The sequence below is a fragment of the Flavobacterium inviolabile genome, from assembly GCF_013389455.1.
Taxonomy (GTDB): Bacteria; Bacteroidota; Bacteroidia; order Flavobacteriales; family Flavobacteriaceae; genus Flavobacterium; species Flavobacterium inviolabile.
In genome coordinates, this window is record NZ_CP058278.1 from 2,795,796 (window position 1) to 2,812,261 (window position 16,466).

Here is a 16,466-nt window from a genome sequence, read left to right on the forward strand (position 1 = left end):
AAAAACACTAATGTATGTTACTAAAAAAAAGAGTACCCCTAAAATATATACTGGGAAAAATACGAATGGAATTAGCATTAATTGTATTGTATTGCGTTTCTTTTGAAATTTTCCACCATTATTTCCAAACCGTTCCGACAAAAATTCCAATTGCGATACCGTCAATTATCGGGACGATTATTTCCTTATTGCTGGCGTTTAAATCCAACCAGGCTTATGACCGATGGTGGGAAGCCCGAATTGTATGGGGTGCGATTGTTAATGATTCGCGTTCCTTAATGCGTCAGGTGATCGGTTTTTATAAAGATCCTGATTTTTCAACAAGGGCAAATGATTATAAAGAGCGTTTTGCAAACAGGCAGGCGGCATGGTGTTACAGTCTGGGCGAATCGTTGCGTGGCAAAGATCCGATAAAGCCGATAAAGTCTTTACTGACTGAGGAAGAGCTGCGTTTTGTTAAAAAGCACAAACACGTTCCAAATGCTATATTGATGCTACATGTAAAGGAGTTAAGAAAAGCCAATGAAGAAGGAAAAATCAATGTGTACCAGCAGGTTGAAATTGACAATACTTTAACCCGGCTGTGTGATTCAATGGGTAAGTGTGAGCGTATTAAAAACACCATTTTCCCAACCACATACAGCTTGTACATCCGCTTTACGTTGTTCCTGTTCCTGATCTTACTGCCTTTCGGGCTTACTGATTTTCTGGGATGGTTCCGAATTCCGCTGGTAACCACGATTGGTGCAGCTTTCTTCCTGATTGAAAAGATGGCAATACACCTGCAGGATCCGTTTGAAAACCGACCGACCGATACACCAATGATCCTGATTTCCAATACTATTGAAAAGAATCTGCTTCAAATGGTGAATGAATATCGAAACGAGTTTGAGTTTGATGGAGAAGCAACCAAAGAAGAGGTGAATTTAGCACACATACAACCGGTAAAAAATGCCTATTTTGTGTTATAGTAGATAGCAGGCATACCATGAAAAGGGATCGTCAGGATCCCTTTTTTTATTGATTCCCAACAATTAAAGCATTATGCTGCCTGTTATCAATAAATTGCAGCCACCAGCAGCCGGCAAACTAAATTAATAGCTAAAAAATGATAAAAGGGCAGTGAATTCACTGCCCTTTTTGTTATTAATCCAATTCTAATAATTGTACCTGGCTTTTTAACCGCTCGATTAAGACATTCATCATTCTCTTATTCAGATTGGATGAGTTCTTAATATATTCCTGATATTCTTCAACTGTAAAGAGTCCTAAAATCATCCCTTTTAAGGAATTTCTGAATTTAATGTCCCGCTGGATTACATTTTCGATATACGCTAATTTTTTATCCGGGGTTAAGGAAAAGAAAACATTTTTCTGTTTTACAGCATAATTCAGGAAAACCTGAATAAAGAGTTCATTTTGTAATCTTAAAATCGGACGTAAGATTTTGTTTTGAAAAATTTCTTCCGATGAAGATTGCTCTGTGATTGTTCCCAAGGCTTCACCTCTAAGATCAATCAGGAAAGTGTCGCGATTTTCCATTTTTTATTTTAAAGTTAAAAAAAAACCGCTGCGTAATTGCAGCGGTTTTTAATAAGTTATGAATAACGTATTGTTAATTACTTCACTCTGAAAGTTACTCTTCTAACCATTTGACGGGCTACTTTAGAGTCTTTTGCAACAGAGTTATCTTCACCGTTACCAACAATGGTCATTCTTGAAGCTTCAATTCCGGATTTAGCAAGAATTGTTTTTACCGTTTGTGCTCTTCTGTGTGATAAGTCTTTGTTATAGTCTGTATTTCCGATTTCATCTGCATATCCGATTACTTCTGCTTTAGCAGATGGATTTGCTTTTAAGAATTTCGCCAGGAAGTCCAATCCTGAAACAGAGTTTGAAGACGGTTGGGTAGAGTTAAAGTCAAAATAAACATTAACATATCCCTGGTTGATCATGTCTTTGATCGTTTCGTTACTCAAACCGGCACCGCTGTTACCTGATCCACCGTAGTTTTTCTCTAAATAGCTTTCCAGTTCGTCCGGAATACCATTGTTGTTTCTGTCAATCGTTCTTCCTTTTGTATCTACTGCAACACCAGGAATAGAGTTTGGCTCTGCATCTAAATAATCCGGCACACCGTCTTTATCTGAGTCATTCATCATGGTTTCCAGATCACCAACTCTTTTTTCCAATTCGGCTAATTTGTCTACTTTGCTTTCTTCATAATACCAGTCGGCATGTTTGGCATTCTTTCCTAAATAGATCGAAAGACCAATAGTAGCATTGTATAATGTTCCGTTAAAACCTCTGTCTTCCGGCGCAATACCGCCATCGAAAGTATTGGACTGACGTACATTGTTAATCATCGAGAAATCGGCATTTAAAGCGATTCTTTCCGATAATTTCACCTGTCCGGTAAGACCGATAATATGGTTTAACATGTTATCTGTTCCTTCAAACCGGTCATTTGTCATAAAAGCATAACCAATACCGGTATGTGCCTGAACGTTTAATCGCTGCGTCCATTCTTCAAAGTTAAGCACACGTCCTAAATTTACAACACCCTGGATATCCGTTCTGTAATATTTACCATCAAAAGAAGCACTTTTTGAAGCGTTCTCAAACTGGTCGTATCCAACATCAACTTTTAAACCGAATTTGTTGTTAAACATATAACGTACTCCAAGGTCAGCATGAAAAAGATTGTAATCTTTAGTATAGTAACCGGTAGTAAGGGGAGTAGTAGGTTTACTGATTCCTCCGTTAATGTCAATGGACCATTTGTTAAAACCTGGGGTTTCCTGAGCTGTAGCAGTACCTAAAGAAAGTACCGTTACGAATAAAGGCAGCATAATTCTTTTCATATGTCTTTACTTTTTCATTCAACGATAACCGCTGAATATTCTTATTTATTTAGGGCAAAGATAGGGAGATTGACCGGGCTTAAAGTGTTTAAAACAGTACCTTTGCCTTGAAAACTGGGCTTTTGCGTTCATTATTCTTCAAAAAAAGTATCTTTTTTTTGCTGATTTTTTCACATACGGAACTTAAAAATGTATTTTTATAACAAAAAAAAGCTGAATATTTACAGCATACATAATTCTAACTTTATGAGGAATTCTAACATTTTTTTAACAGTTGACGCGGTAATCGTAAAAAAAACACCGGCCAACGACTACCTGCTTTTAATTAAAAGGAATAACGAGCCCTTTCAAAACTGCTGGGCACTGCCCGGCGGCTTCGTCGATTTAAACGAAGATCTTATGGCAGCAGCAATACGGGAACTTTATGAAGAAACGACGATCGCGGTAACACAGCTGGAGCAGATTGGTGCTTTTGGCAAGCCTTTCAGAGATCCCCGAAATCATGTGGTTTCGGTAGCCTATTATGGTGAGGTAGCGGAAGATACGATCGCTATAGCAGCCGATGATGCCCGGGAGGCAAAATGGTTTTCAATAAAAGCGCTTCCAAAATTAGCATTTGACCACGAAGAAATAGTAAATTTGGCGCTTCAAAAGTTTACTATATGAAATATCAAACGAGAAAATGGGTAAAACCAGAAGACTTGAATGCTAACGGAACCTTATTCGGAGGAATGCTTTTATCATGGATTGATGAGGAAGCAGCACTTTTTGCAATCATTCAGCTAAAAAACAACAAGATTGTAACCAAGTTTATGTCGGAAATCAACTTTATGAGTTCGGCAAGACAAGGGGATATTATCGAAATCGGTATCGATCTTGTAAAATTCGGAAGAAGCTCCATTATAATGAAATGTGAAGTGCGTAACGTAATGACCAAAGAAACCATTATCACGGTTGATGCCATTACTATGGTAAATCTGGACAGTTTTGGGCGTCCGGCTCCCCACGGAAAAACCGAAGTAGAAATTATATAGGGTTTATTCCCCTATATAATTTTTATTATTAGACGGTAATTCAAATATCTCCAAATCAAAATAGTCTACAGCCGCAATGATGTGGTCAAAAATATCGGCCATGATATGCTCATAATTGATCCATCTTTTATCGGATACGAAAGCGTATATTTCTATCGGAATACCTTTATCTGTAGGCTGTAAATGACGTACCATCAGGGTCATTTCCTTATTGATACCGGCATGACTTTCTATATAACTGGTCAGGTATTTACGGAACAATCCTAAATTTGTCAGGTTGCGGCCGTTAATTGCCAGTTCTTTATTGATGTTGTTATTCGTGTTGTATTTTTCAATATCCGACTGCCTGTGTTCGATATAGGACGTAATCAGCTGAATCTTCTTAAAATGATCTATTTCATTCGCATGAATAAAGCGGACACTGTTTTCTTTGATCAGGATATGACGTTTAATTCTTCTCCCGTTTGAGTTCTGCATTCCTCTCCAGTTCCGGAACGAATCGGAGATAAGGCTGTAAGTAGGAACCGTTGTTGTGGTATTGTCAAAATTTTTGACTTTCACGGTAGCCAGGTTGATTTCAATAACATCACCGTCGGCTCCGAATTTATCAATCGTGATCCAGTCGCCAATACGAACCGTATCGTTAACGGTAACCTGAATACTGGCCACCAGACCCAATATGGTGTCCTTGAAAATTAAGATGATAATCGCCGAAATAGCCCCGAAAGTCCCCAACAGCGTTTTGAAATTGGTATCGAAAAGGATCAATACCAAATATGTAATAGCATAAACCCAAAGGATAATCATGATTACCTGGGTATAGCTGTCTATCGGTTTGTCGCTAAACTTGGGTTTTTCTTTCAGGTAGTCTTTCAGGGAGTTAAAGATACTTCGGATGATCCACAGCGAAAGGAAGACCATATAGGTTTTTACGCCTTTTCCGAAAAAGCTCTCCCAGTAGACAAAGTTTTTTAGGACAACCGGAACAACTTTGCTGATAAAGTACAAAGGAACCAGATGGGCAACATATTTGGCTGTTTTATTGGCAACCAAAAAGTCGTCAAAACTCGATTTTGTTTTTTCTGCGATTATCGCCAGAATGATAATCAGTATTTTTTTAAAGATATAATCTAAAATATAAGCCACAACAACGAGGACAATTATATTAACTGCCAGGTTAAGATAACTTGCCGTAGTATCACTGAAATCAAGGTTTTTCAGGATTTTATATGCCCAATTAAAGATTTTCATATTTTAAAATTACAGAATTTTTTTCTCAATATAAAAAGTACCGAAAGGAATTACCGATGCAATACAAACCTGGAAGTATTTTTTAAACGACCAATTCTCTTCCATTTTCAGCATACTGGCGATTACAATATAACCGATAAACAGTAATCCATGTGCCATTCCAACGAAACGAACCATTTCCGGTTTGTCATACATATATTTTAGAGGCATGGCCACAAACAACAGGAGCAGGAGGGATATCCCTTCCAGAAAAGCAATAATTTTAAAAAAACGTAACATCTGTGATTATTTAAGGGGTTGATTATAAACGAAATACCGGTTTTATTGAAAAGCCTCCAAAAAACGCTCAAAATTAGCCCAAAAGTAAGTTAGAAAAGAAGAAAATTCGTTAATTATTCACTAAAATACATAAAAAAACTGCACTTAAAAAAGTACAGTTTTAGCATATTTTACAGGCTGTTTTTAGTTTAGAATGCTAAAAATGCTTTGTTATATTCTCTTAAATCAGAAATATTGTTTTTGTTTTTCAAATCTGCAAACAGGGAGATCAAATATTCCAAACTTTCTAAATCTGTTTCCTCAGCTTTCACATTTTCCGATTCCGTTTCCAACTCATCTTCTAAAGGTTCATCATCCGGGATCGTAATTAAAAATGCGCCGTTTTCTTCAACATGTTCGTAAGCTAAACGTATCGCTTTAACTAAAACCGGGTTTTGTTCTTCAAGAGCAAACTCCCGTAATTTTTTTAAATCTTCAATTAAAGTTTCGGCGTTGAATCCTTTTTTGAATAAATCAAGCTGGATTTTATTGATTAGTTTTTGTGCAGTTGGATTTTCCACAGTACTTATAATTTGAAATTAGTTGGATTTTTATTTTTAGGTATGCAAAAATAATCTTTTATTGTTTTTTTACTAATAAAAAGTGAGATTTTTTCATTTAAGAAATATTCCCGGCCCTGATTTCAGCCTTAATCTTCCTGCATAATGATGAATACCCGTTCATTTAACTTTCCCGAAATGTGCTTTACGGTAAAAGACTATAATTCAACCCTGAAAGTGAAAATTACCGGATTACTTTCTTCAACTGCATTTGTATGGTATCCTTATACAGTACCATATTCCATTGCATCGTACTGCCGTTGAATTTGTTAATCTGCACCGGAATAGTATCCGGTTGGGCAGGATTGCGTTCGTAAGCGATAACCTGTAAGCTGTTTTTGGTATCGTCATACTGATAGCGCATTAATACCGAAGTACTGTCTACATACACATGCGGATTCGGGCTGTAGTATATTTTACCGCGTTCCTCAATGTAAACCACTTTCCAGGCGGAAGTGTCTTTCTCCCATGCATTTTCAGCAATCTTCTTTCCGTTGCGCATCATGCTATCCACTTTCCACTTTCCAAAATATTTATCGGAAAGATGAACATCATAGCGGTAATACATGATAAATACCAAAGGAATCACTATACACAGCACCCGTACGACAGCCCGAAGTGCTTTATTTCCTATAGCCGGCGATGGGTTTTTATATTTCGTAAACAAGGCTATTATGGCATCTTTTCGCTCCAATAGCAAATAGCATAAGCCTAAAGTCATTAGCATTGAAGTAAAAGTCGTAATCGGTCCGATTCCATAAAAGATGTTGATCAATACAATATTAAAAAGTACCGGCAGCAGTGTTGCCACACCTAATAATACCGTACGTCTGAACAATAAAAAAATACTTCCTGCAATCTGAAAAACACCAACAATTGCGGCAAGACCATAGGTGGATCCGTAATACTTCCAGGTCAGTTCCGTTCCGGTCAAGGTATTAACCAGGGCGTCTTCCAGATGATTTGCAAATGCAAAATTGACCTCAAACAATTTTTCAAATCCAAATATCATGATATGGAATGCCAGCCAATAACGCAATAACGCTGTCAGCCAGATACGGTATTTCTGAGAATTAATTTTCCCTTTTTTAGCTTTATAATGCCAGTAAATTGAAAAACCAACCGAAAACAGAATCGCAATGAGTAACATCGATAATCCAACAGGAATGATCCGTGCTGCCCATTTTGCAGGCAAAAGGGGAGCGATTGTATAAATAACAGAATTGACAGCTCCTACAATGGCTAAAAGGCATAAAAAGAATTTTAAAAACCAATTGGAGTGTTCTTGTGTTTCTGTTGAAATCATCCTATTTTTTTTGTTAATATCCGATACTATAACGGGTTAATTGTATAATTATTTCATCTTTTTTAAATATTTGTCTCCGCAATAGTAAAACCGGAGCGCTATTTCCAGACAGCAGGATGCCGGATAAAATTTAGTTCCGGGAATACCTTCTATAATCTGGATCTATTTGTTTAGTTTTGTATGTATAAGTACATTTTCAGGCAGTATTAAAATTTAAACGTTATGGCAAAAAACAAAACAACCTATACAGCGGTTAATGTGGTTGATTTTATCAACGCTTATGTCGATAATGAACAAAAGAAAGCCGACAGCTTCCGCTTAATTGAATTAATGTCGGAATGGTCGGGATTTGAACCCAAAATGTGGGGTCCAACGATCATTGGATTCGGTAATTACCATTATAAATATGCCAGCGGACACGAAGGCGATGCACCGCTTATTGGCTTTTCACCACGAAAGGCAGCCTTTTCGTTATATGTGTTTTCGCCAACGGAGGAAAACAAGCATCTATTGGACAATCTTGGCAAATATAAAATCTCAAAAGCCTGTATCTATATCAAAAAGCTATCCGATATTAATATTCCCGCTTTAAAAGAAATATGCGAGGATAGTTTTAAATACCTTAATGAACATCATGAATGTGCGTGCAGGGAGAAGTAGACGTGTTTAATACCGGGCTCTTAAAGCTTTGATCTGCTCTTTACTCATTTAAAACAACATAATCACGAAGGGCAGGGCAGGGGGCTATCCTTTAAACATTACAGGATTTAATACTTTAATGGGATCATTCTAAAATCCGGCCTCCGTTAGAAACCGGTTCGAATCAGATAGAGCAGTTCTTAGTATAGCCCTCCAATAATTACGTCCTTTACTGGCCTTCATATTTATTGCCTCCTGTTGTAAATTTTCCTGAATTTGCACACGTGTCAATCTTCCTAAAGATGGGGTTATGGCATTTAGCACATCAATTATTTCACTATTACTCCTTTGCTTGTACCTGTCCAATAAAAGAAGCGTTTCAAAATGATTGACAATTACCGAGCGAATATTTACGGGTATTTGGGCGCTATCAATTGAAAAAACAGCTTGCGGCACATTAGCGCTATAAACGATATCACACCTCAAATAGTCAACATCGGGTAAAATGTCATAGTAGTAGTTTATGATTTTCCGGTTACCTGCAAACAGCCATTCTTCCCCTTTTTTGGTATTGCACTTAGCACAACAAGGAATCAGATTAATAGAAAGTGCCGAAAATTCCGGAAAATCACTCTTGGGCAAATAATGGTCAAATGTTTCAGGTTCCCCAATATTACAATATTGGCATTCTGCCCGCAGTAGCCTATTTTGCCGGTCTTTGATTCGTGCTTTTAAAGCTGATAAATTATTGGACTTTCCATAACATCCCTGAAGATAATTACTATGAGGCGCTGTAAATGGAGATGCCGGTATGGTCTCTAAATTATTCGGAGTCGTACGATCAGTATAATCCGTAATTCGAACCAGTATATTGGGGCGTATTGCCTGAAGCGGTATCCGTTGGATTTCTCTTTTATTATTTACAATATTGTCCCAATACTCAATCTTCCTGGTTAACGGAATTAAATTTTTCATAATTAATAAAGGGATTGTAAATAGATTTTAGCACTTAAACTAAGCGGTAAACTTTCTTTTTCGAACATTTCAATAATTTTACTGTAGCTGTTACTTTTTGAAAGCTTGGTTAAGAACTCCCGGTAATATTCATCATGACTATTTGTATGAAATATTCTTTCGGTAATCGTGTTGAGATTTTCACCAAATGTTTCAATATCCAATCCCCGTATGCTGGGAATGTTTTCCAACCGTTCAATAACTATTATATCTTTTGCCGGTACTTCCTGTATGATTTGAGGGGAGTGAGTGGATATAATGGCATAGGAATTGTATTCTTTAAGTATGCGATTAATAACATTTACAAAAAGAGAAATACTATTAGGATGCAAATGTGTTTCCGGTTCATCAAATAACAGTAATGATTCTGTTGTAATATAGGCCAGGACTTCTGCAAGCATCAGTATCATAACTATCTGACCTGAGCTATACTTAGAATATCCACCTTCACTATAAAGAGTGAACTCGTTTTTATTTAATTCGATAAAATCTTTATCCAGGATATCCAAAGCAATATCATCCGATAATACAATTGCTATGTATTTACCAAACAAATGCATTCTTTCTGATTTTTCAAGAATTCCCAATGCTTTTTTTAGTCGGGCATTTACCTGATTGTCTGTAAGAAAGCCTCTGCCACTTTGAAAACCGCAATAATAATAACTGTAGGTTTTTGTTTGTTTTGGTCGGGGAAACCTGTCGAACAGGCTATAGGAAATGGCGATTACACGGCTAAACGGCGGCAGATATTGGGTAGAGAAATTTCCTTGTTTTTCATACCCGCTTAAGGTTGAGGCCAGTTTTGCAATATATTGTGTTTTGCCGGTTCCGTTCTTACCAATTAAGACTTTGATTCTAAAAGGAAGATCTTCTTTTTCAGAATAATCAAATTTTATAGCGTGTTTTTCTATTGCCCCGCTAATCTGTGTTGAAAAAGTAAAGCAAAGGGTATTATCCGTTTCCAACCCATTATAAATCTTATATCCTTCATGAAGTGCTTTTTGGGCTTCACTGCTTCTGATTAAAGATGTCTTGAATCCCTTTTCATGCTCAAATGATTCCACCAGACCTTTATTAATGGCTAAATCATTAATGGCGTCCAGATAGTAGTTAGCAACTTCTTTATTTAAGTTTTCCCGAAGATTTAAATAATAGTGGTTTGATTGCCCAAGTGAGCAAATATTACGATCATCAAGCGACGTAAAGGTATTGGGTAACTCACCATTATCTTTTTCCTTATTTAAAAATTTTGTGGTGCCAATATAGGTACGTTCTTTGAGAGAATCATAATAATACACTTCATATTGTGTTTGATATCCGAAGTCATTCCATTTGTCTTTTGTTAAAATGAAACAAGGGTATAAATAATCCTCTTTTTCAGATTCTCCACTCAAGTAAAACAGAAATTCACCTGACTTAACAGAAAGTTTATCATTTTTGAAGATCTCTTTGATGGTTCCAATATTATTGATTCTTGAAATAGTAGAACGATAGGCACCTTTATTTTTAATGATAAACGGTTCGATACTTTGATCCCATCTGACTTTTAAAGTTCGTCCGTTTTTTAAATTTTCAAGAACAGTTCCTATGGCATGAATTTCAAGGATTGAAATCATCTCACCGTTTTCTTTTTTTGTATATGTAGTTTTTGCGGCTATCCTTGAACCGACAGCAACCATATTTACTCTCTCTAAATATTTATCTTCAAAACCATTTTCCCAGATGCCCTCTTCGATAAAACGGGGTAATTGATTTTTAATTTCAGCTTCTTTCCATGTAAAACCGACACCGTAATATTGTACTTTATCCATTTATATTGGGTAAAAAAGTTCTGCGGATTGTTTTTGTTTGGGAAGAGCGACTTTTTTCTGATTACAATCATCGCCCAACCTGTAGCTCAGGGCTTCCTGCCAGATGTCGGGCATTCCATAAAAACAATTGATATTTAGATCTTTGGATATTTTATTATGTAGCATATCAGTATATATCATAAATTTCAAATATAATATTTTCAGTCAAATCCGTAACTATTATTTTTAAAATCACCTGTTTTATGACACAAAACATCATTAAAAAATTTAGCAATACAGGTGATTTGTCTTATATCTGAACCCAAAAACTTCCACAAACAGGCAAACTTACTGCCTAACATTCTTTGAGAGGAGAAAGCCTGACCAACCAATAAACAGCCGAAAAAAGGGCAGGGGACACGCCATAATAATCATCTTTAATTCTTTTAACGTACATAGATTATCAAATAAACCCTACCTTTGATAATATCAAATGATACTATCAAGCATGAAACCACTCTATACAATTACGGATAAAGTTTTAGTATTAGTAGCTTCCATTTCAGAAAAAATAGGAGAAATTAACGCCTTTCATCTCTATAAACCGGCAACAGAATTAAGAAAGAAAAACCGAATTAAAACCATTCAGTCTTCATTAGAAATCGAGGGTAATACTCTGACCGAAGAACAAATTACGGCCTTATTAGAAAACAAAAGGGTCATTGCACCACAAAAAGATATTTTAGAGGTTCAGAATGCTATAAAAGTATATGAACAACTCCGCCAATTCAATCCCTATCAGTTAAAAGACTTAGTAAAAGCACACTCAGTTCTAATGAACGGATTAATTGACAATCCAGGTAAATTAAGAACGACCAATGTTGGAATCGTAAAAGGCTCAAAAGTAGAACATATCGCTCCAAACGGAACAATGGTAAATGGATTAATAAAAGACCTTTTTCACTATCTAAAAAACGGCAACGACTTAATCCTGATTAAAAGCTGTGTTTTCCACTACGAATTCGAGTTCATGCATCCATTCACAGACGGAAACGGAAGAATGGGCAGACTCTGGCAAACCCTAATTCTAATGCAGCAATATCCCGTTTTTGAATACCTACCTGTCGAATCACTCATTAAGCAAAAACAAAACGAATATTACAATAAGTTATCCGAATCCGACAAAAAAGGAAATTCAACACCTTTTATCGAATTCATGCTCGGCATTATTTCAGAATCATTAGATGGGCTTTTGCAATCCCAATCCAACCCTTCACACAGAAGACAGAATCCGCCTGTTCAAAGACAAAATCGGCAAAAACAAATTCAGCCGAAAAGACTATATGCAAAGCTTTAAAAACATATCTGCACCAACAGCAAGCCGGGATTTAAAATGGGCAACCGAGCAAGACCTTTTATATAAATTTGGAACATTAAGATTAACCGAATATCAGTTTAAATAAGAAATAAACCGATTCCTAACCAACCAATAAGCAACCGAAAAAGGGCAGGGGACACGCCATAATAATAACTAATGTTCCTAAAAATGTGCCGAATATCCCCCACAAAATAATATAGAAACAGCCTATAGTGTGAGTAGCAAGCCGAGTGGCGGAAGCCACAAAGAGTACCAACTTTAAAAAATCCTTTGGTCGGGCTTTAGCTTCTATCTCTCACGCAAATTCTGCATAAAATAGAGTAGGGAACACAACCGAATGAGAAAGAATGAGTTTTACAAATAATAATATTGAGTAAAAATATAGATGTAATTGGTAGAATCACAGTTTATGGACGCATTCCTAGCTCAATCAAAATTTCGGTTAGTAATTTTGTTATATGCTCGGCTGTTTGTGGATTATTTGAAAAAATTCGATAGTCATCTCTATATCTAATTATTTCATAATCAACTAAACCATCTTGTTGTATTCTATCTGAAAGTTCTAAATCAGCATATCCAAGAACCATTTCAGCAATAAAATCCATTAAAACACTTCCTTGAGGAATTCCATTTGTCTGTCCATATGCCATATCCTGTAAGTGCTTATCAATAGAGTTTCCAACTAAAGTAAGGTCTCGCCTATGTACTTTTGCAGTTGCTTTTGTATGAATTGCCCAAGGAACAGAATGGGTGTAGATTGAACCATAGCAATCTGAAATATCAGTATGCAAAACATAGTCATATTTTAATGCTAACTCTAATGATTGTTGTTCAATCGTTTGCCACCATTGACTAACTGAAGTTGCTCGGTCAGATTGTTCATTATCTGAACGTAAAGGAATACTATAACATCTGATGTTCGTATTGGCTTGAAATTGAGCAAATCTAGCAACAATTAAATTCCAATTTGTTTGCTCAGTTATCGTATTAACAAGTGATATATATAGTGCAGGATGAATTAATTGGAATGGTCTCCATGCAAATTTACCATCTTTATTATTAAGAAATTTATAATTGACATCTTCAAATTCAGCAGGAAAATGTTTTTTGGTATGTCCTCCTTGATTTGTATAAGTAGAGTAGAATGTTGAAAGGTCTTGATTGTTTATATGAGCTGAAACTGCTTGCAATAAGTTTTCAAAAGCAAAATATGATGGTAAATCAAAATTGAAATAACTTTCTTCCTTAAGGAAATATTGTCTTGCTTCTGTATGATTAAGGTCTAAAATTTTTGTCATTGTATTATTGCTTAATATTTGTCATTGTGAATAGCAAAAATTATAATTTATTTCTTCAAATTTAATGTCTCTAATTTCTCTTGTTGAATTGCAATTTCAAGTAGCATATTAACTTTTGCAATTGGCATTACCCATATTGATTTTGAATTTTGATTTACCGAACAAAGAACTCCAACACAATGACCATCTTCACTGATTACAGGCGAGCCGCTTAATCCTTCCCATTCTTCTGAATCAATAATAGTCTTTGGAGTATTAAATAAAAAGTAATCTCCATTTTTGGACTTAAATCTTAATTTCTCTTTTAGTGTTTTTTCTCTTAAAACTTGAATTCCTTCTATTCTTGTTTTGATTTGCCCAAATATTAAATAATCCTTATCTATTTGTGGCTCGCTAAAACAGTCAACAGAGATTGATAGTTTATTATGCTTATTGAATGTAGAATCATCACAAAGGAATGGATATTGTAAATTAATATTTTTCAATTTGCAAAGTGTAATATCAATAAGCTCATTAGCCGAATCAGGTTTGTCAAGATTAAATTGTTCCATATAATGAAAGTCACCTAAAGGTGTCAATATTGTTGAAAGGTAATTATCTGGAGGAGTATAATTGTTGAATATTGAAACTACATATTCTATTCCTGTTCTTTTGTTTTTTTTATAATCTTCAAGATGTAAGGTATGGTCAGCTGTAACAAAAAACAATTCATTTTTATATTTTACTATAAATCCTGAACCAAAGGCTAGAGGGTTTTCACATTGCTTATCAGTAGATAATGTGGTTTGGGTTTGATATGAAGTTTTTACTAAAAATTCTTGTAATGAAATTTGATTGTCTTCTGTTTTCATATTTTATTCTTCTATTACAGTTCCATCTGCAAAAACCCAAAAATGTTTAATGCCTAAGTGTTTTAAAAAGGGTATTAAGTGCCCAATGTTTTTTCTTATATCCACATCATCAGGGTGAGCAATTGCAATATTAATTTTTGGATTAAGATGTTTTTCTTCAAGTACCTTAACTAATGCCTTTCCTAAATGAGTTTTTATTTGTCCGCTATCAAAAAACTCTCTCTTTTTTATTGGTGATTTATCGTTTGCTTTAGCACCTTTTACCTCAATAGCAAGTTTCATACTTAATTTGGAAGCTACAATGACAATTCCTTGCTTTCTTCCCAAACAATAACTTTCAATTATCCAATCATTTTGTTTTAGATATTCGCATAAAATAATTACTGTTTCATCTTCAGTTAATTTACCCATGATTATCGATTACTTGCAAACATTAAATACCAAGATCTTTATTCTTTTATTCTTTTCTTATTTCCATTACTCCTTTAGGTTGGTAATGAACACAATAAACATCAAGGCCAAATCTTATCACAAGAGCAATTGCAGAAACAATTAAACCTTTTATGCATATACTCATTTGAGCCAAAGAACCAACAACGGCTGTTATTAAATATTTTTTATCTAAAACTGCTCCCATTCCGTTTGTAAACCAAGCTTTATAAACCTCGCTTTTAGGATCACAAATTGAATTGTAAATTACCCTTTTAAATGATGAAAAAACAGTTTTTCCAGCTTCTTTATCTTTAATTGTTTTTGCTGATGATGGTAATAGTTTTCGTTCAGTATATGATAACTGTTTCTTTGAGAAACTATCAATTTCAAATATTAAATGTTTAGTGTATTGTGGAGTTTGTTTTCCAAGACTTTCAAATATTTCGTCCTCTGTTTTGGTTTGGATTAAAACAACTGCTTCTCTTTCTAATTCATCTATATCAAAATTGGGATTTCCTGTTTTATCTTTTAATGAGTATAAAGCGACTTCTTCATCAAATCGTTCAATTATATTTTTCTTGAACAAATGTCGGGTACGATCTGACTTGATAACCTTGTCATTTTTAAGAACCTCTTGAATTAATGGTTTTGCTTCTTCGTATTTTTCAGTTCTTAAATAACAGATTGCAAGTAATGCTGATGCTTCGAGATAAATTCTAGTGTTTTTATTTACAATTTTTCTATTCCCTATAAAACCTCTTTCAGCAAAATTATAGTCGCCAGTTTCTAATGCTAATTCATATAGCCAATTTTTATATTGTGCTAGTCTTGTTTTATTATTAGTTATTTCAAGTACATCTTGAATATCACGCATAATAAATTTTGCTGCATCAAGATTTTGTTCTGAAATGGCTCTTTTTAATTGAGGTTCAAGCCTTTGTAGGCGATTTTTTTGCTGGTCAGTTAGCTTTAAACTCATTGTTTACAAGTTTTACTATATTTACTTCCCCTCAATCAACTTCTCCAACCTCACCATCATGATGCCAAGCATTTCACGGAAACGCTTTATGTTTCGACCTTGGTGTATTTTCTTGTTTGACATATCGGTATGTATCATAAATCCCAAATATAATATTTTTAGTAATATACGTAAATATTATTTTTAAAATTAGATTTTAGTAGTGCAAAATATCATTAAACAAACAAAAAACATTTCGATTTGTATTATTAAAACTGCTGTAAGCAAAGATAAGCCACCAGGAGTGTACATAATTACGGTTTACCATAATACATAAAATAAAAAAATAACCACAGCATTAACAATCCTAAAGTCACATAAATACTTAAATAACTGCATCAACGCAATTTAACTTTAAAGAGAAAAGAGAAGAACCTACTATATTATGTCAAATAGAATAAAAACTATTCCAAATAGCAAAGGAGTATTGACCTAGCTTATTTTAGACTGATTTTTTCTTTGATTTGGAACCAACGTAAAAGAACCGATTAATCAGACCATAAACAAGATATATTTTTACATCAGCAAACCCCACAAAAAATAAAATTTAGTTTTCCTGAGCCTTATAAAAAATAGCAAAGGGCAACAGGCAACAGGCAAATTGAAACAATTAATTTTACTGAGCATCAAATAGAAGCGCTGTATAATAGACCAACTAATCACAGCACAAAATATTCAGAATACCGGACCATTCCCCTAAAATTACTATTTTA

General features: G+C 34.9%; 16 protein-coding genes and 2 pseudogenes. 5 read left to right on the forward strand and 13 right to left on the reverse strand.

Translation table 11 applies throughout. The features are described from left to right. Positions 1-14 precede the first annotated feature (14 nt). Positions 15-971: a bestrophin family protein gene (locus HW120_RS12525; protein WP_177734433.1), complete on the forward strand. Its 957-nt coding sequence runs from the start codon at positions 15-17 to the stop codon at positions 969-971. 175 nt (positions 972-1,146) lie between these two features. Here HW120_RS12525 and HW120_RS12530 read toward each other — a convergent pair whose 3' ends face one another. Together HW120_RS12530 and HW120_RS12535 are read right to left on the reverse strand one after the other, a co-directional pair. Continuing rightward, positions 1,147-1,542 carry a glyoxalase gene (locus HW120_RS12530; protein WP_177734434.1) on the reverse strand — a complete coding sequence of 132 codons (396 nt, stop codon included), beginning with the start codon at positions 1,540-1,542 and terminating at the stop codon, positions 1,147-1,149. Positions 1,543-1,619: 77 nt separating this feature from the next. Beyond that, positions 1,620-2,864 carry an OmpA family protein gene (locus HW120_RS12535; RefSeq protein ID WP_177734435.1) on the reverse strand — a complete coding sequence of 415 codons (1,245 nt, stop codon included), beginning with the start codon at positions 2,862-2,864 and terminating at the stop codon, positions 1,620-1,622. A 246-nt stretch (positions 2,865-3,110) separates the two neighbouring features. Between HW120_RS12535 and HW120_RS12540 the strand changes: the two genes are divergently transcribed. Beyond that, positions 3,111-3,530: an NUDIX domain-containing protein gene (locus HW120_RS12540; protein WP_177734436.1), complete on the forward strand. Its 420-nt coding sequence runs from the start codon at positions 3,111-3,113 to the stop codon at positions 3,528-3,530. Beyond that, complete coding sequence (locus HW120_RS12545) at positions 3,527-3,898, forward strand: acyl-CoA thioesterase (RefSeq protein WP_177734437.1); 372 nt, start codon at positions 3,527-3,529, stop codon at positions 3,896-3,898. The genes HW120_RS12540 and HW120_RS12545 overlap by 4 nt, the downstream gene beginning before the upstream one ends. A 3-nt stretch (positions 3,899-3,901) precedes the next feature. On the opposite strand, the gene HW120_RS12550 is transcribed toward HW120_RS12545, so the two are convergent. The 4 genes from HW120_RS12550 to HW120_RS12565 form a co-directional block, all read right to left on the reverse strand. Further along, positions 3,902-5,149, reverse strand: coding sequence for a mechanosensitive ion channel family protein (locus tag HW120_RS12550; protein WP_177734438.1), 1,248 nt, complete (start codon positions 5,147-5,149; stop codon positions 3,902-3,904). A gap of 9 nt (positions 5,150-5,158) precedes the next feature. Next, positions 5,159-5,428, reverse strand: coding sequence for a DUF3817 domain-containing protein (locus HW120_RS12555; protein WP_177734439.1), 270 nt, complete (start codon positions 5,426-5,428; stop codon positions 5,159-5,161). A gap of 188 nt (positions 5,429-5,616) precedes the next feature. Further along, positions 5,617-5,988, reverse strand: coding sequence for a hypothetical protein (locus HW120_RS12560; protein ID WP_177734440.1), 372 nt, complete (start codon positions 5,986-5,988; stop codon positions 5,617-5,619). 223 nt (positions 5,989-6,211) lie between these two features. Next, positions 6,212-7,333, reverse strand: a complete 1,122-nt coding sequence (locus HW120_RS12565; protein WP_177734441.1) for an ABC transporter ATP-binding protein — start codon at positions 7,331-7,333, stop codon at positions 6,212-6,214. Positions 7,334-7,555: 222 nt separating this feature from the next. Here HW120_RS12565 and HW120_RS12570 point away from each other — a divergent pair, with 222 nt between their 5' ends. Continuing rightward, the gene (locus HW120_RS12570) at positions 7,556-7,993 is read left to right on the forward strand and encodes a DUF1801 domain-containing protein (RefSeq protein WP_177734442.1); all 438 of its coding nucleotides are present in this window, start codon (positions 7,556-7,558) and stop codon (positions 7,991-7,993) included. Positions 7,994-8,122: 129 nt separating this feature from the next. Here the strand turns inward: HW120_RS12570 and HW120_RS12575 are convergent, their stop codons facing one another. Both HW120_RS12575 and HW120_RS12580 read right to left on the reverse strand, forming a co-directional pair. Further along, a complete protein-coding gene (locus HW120_RS12575; RefSeq protein ID WP_177734443.1) occupies positions 8,123-8,947 on the reverse strand; it encodes an HNH endonuclease in 825 nt (274 codons plus the stop codon). A 2-nt stretch (positions 8,948-8,949) separates the two neighbouring features. Continuing rightward, positions 8,950-10,797, reverse strand: coding sequence for an AAA family ATPase (locus HW120_RS12580; RefSeq protein WP_177734444.1), 1,848 nt, complete (start codon positions 10,795-10,797; stop codon positions 8,950-8,952). Between the two features lie 487 nt (positions 10,798-11,284). Between HW120_RS12580 and HW120_RS12585 the strand changes: the two are divergent. Beyond that, positions 11,285-12,239 (forward strand): annotated as a pseudogene (locus HW120_RS12585) (Fic family protein). Positions 12,240-12,561: 322 nt separating this feature from the next. Here HW120_RS12585 and HW120_RS12590 read toward each other — a convergent pair. The 5 genes and pseudogenes from HW120_RS12590 to HW120_RS17745 form a co-directional block, all read right to left on the reverse strand. Continuing rightward, entirely contained in the window at positions 12,562-13,452 is an 891-nt protein-coding gene (locus HW120_RS12590; protein ID WP_246296985.1) for an RNA-directed DNA polymerase, read from the reverse strand. 47 nt (positions 13,453-13,499) lie between these two features. Then, positions 13,500-14,303, reverse strand: coding sequence for a hypothetical protein (locus HW120_RS12595; protein ID WP_177734445.1), 804 nt, complete (start codon positions 14,301-14,303; stop codon positions 13,500-13,502). Positions 14,304-14,306: 3 nt separating this feature from the next. Further along, on the reverse strand, positions 14,307-14,714 hold the full coding sequence (locus tag HW120_RS12600; RefSeq protein WP_177734446.1) for a hypothetical protein: 408 nt from the start codon (positions 14,712-14,714) through the stop codon (positions 14,307-14,309). 46 nt (positions 14,715-14,760) lie between these two features. After that, positions 14,761-15,714, reverse strand: a complete 954-nt coding sequence (locus HW120_RS12605; RefSeq protein ID WP_177734447.1) for a tetratricopeptide repeat protein — start codon at positions 15,712-15,714, stop codon at positions 14,761-14,763. Between the two features lie 60 nt (positions 15,715-15,774). Further along, a pseudogene (locus HW120_RS17745) lies at positions 15,775-15,852 on the reverse strand (XRE family transcriptional regulator); the annotation flags it as partial. Positions 15,853-16,466: the final 614 nt, after the last annotated feature.

What these genes read in the sequence shown, in the direction of transcription:
- HW120_RS12525 (WP_177734433.1), top strand. Translation starts at nt 15, where the DNA reads ATGTTACTAAAAAAAAGAGTACCCCTAAAATATATACTGGGAAAAATA.
- HW120_RS12530 (WP_177734434.1), bottom strand. Translation starts at nt 1,542, where the DNA reads ATGGAAAATCGCGACACTTTCCTGATTGATCTTAGAGGTGAAGCCTTG.
- HW120_RS12535 (WP_177734435.1), bottom strand. Translation starts at nt 2,864, where the DNA reads ATGAAAAGAATTATGCTGCCTTTATTCGTAACGGTACTTTCTTTAGGT.
- HW120_RS12540 (WP_177734436.1), top strand. Translation starts at nt 3,111, where the DNA reads ATGAGGAATTCTAACATTTTTTTAACAGTTGACGCGGTAATCGTAAAA.
- HW120_RS12545 (WP_177734437.1), top strand. Translation starts at nt 3,527, where the DNA reads ATGAAATATCAAACGAGAAAATGGGTAAAACCAGAAGACTTGAATGCT.
- HW120_RS12550 (WP_177734438.1), bottom strand. Translation starts at nt 5,149, where the DNA reads ATGAAAATCTTTAATTGGGCATATAAAATCCTGAAAAACCTTGATTTC.
- HW120_RS12555 (WP_177734439.1), bottom strand. Translation starts at nt 5,428, where the DNA reads ATGTTACGTTTTTTTAAAATTATTGCTTTTCTGGAAGGGATATCCCTC.
- HW120_RS12565 (WP_177734441.1), bottom strand. Translation starts at nt 7,333, where the DNA reads ATGATTTCAACAGAAACACAAGAACACTCCAATTGGTTTTTAAAATTC.
- HW120_RS12570 (WP_177734442.1), top strand. Translation starts at nt 7,556, where the DNA reads ATGGCAAAAAACAAAACAACCTATACAGCGGTTAATGTGGTTGATTTT.
- HW120_RS12575 (WP_177734443.1), bottom strand. Translation starts at nt 8,947, where the DNA reads ATGAAAAATTTAATTCCGTTAACCAGGAAGATTGAGTATTGGGACAAT.
- HW120_RS12580 (WP_177734444.1), bottom strand. Translation starts at nt 10,797, where the DNA reads ATGGATAAAGTACAATATTACGGTGTCGGTTTTACATGGAAAGAAGCT.
- HW120_RS12590 (WP_246296985.1), bottom strand. Translation starts at nt 13,452, where the DNA reads ATGACAAAAATTTTAGACCTTAATCATACAGAAGCAAGACAATATTTC.
- HW120_RS12595 (WP_177734445.1), bottom strand. Translation starts at nt 14,303, where the DNA reads ATGAAAACAGAAGACAATCAAATTTCATTACAAGAATTTTTAGTAAAA.
- HW120_RS12600 (WP_177734446.1), bottom strand. Translation starts at nt 14,714, where the DNA reads ATGGGTAAATTAACTGAAGATGAAACAGTAATTATTTTATGCGAATAT.
- HW120_RS12605 (WP_177734447.1), bottom strand. Translation starts at nt 15,714, where the DNA reads ATGAGTTTAAAGCTAACTGACCAGCAAAAAAATCGCCTACAAAGGCTT.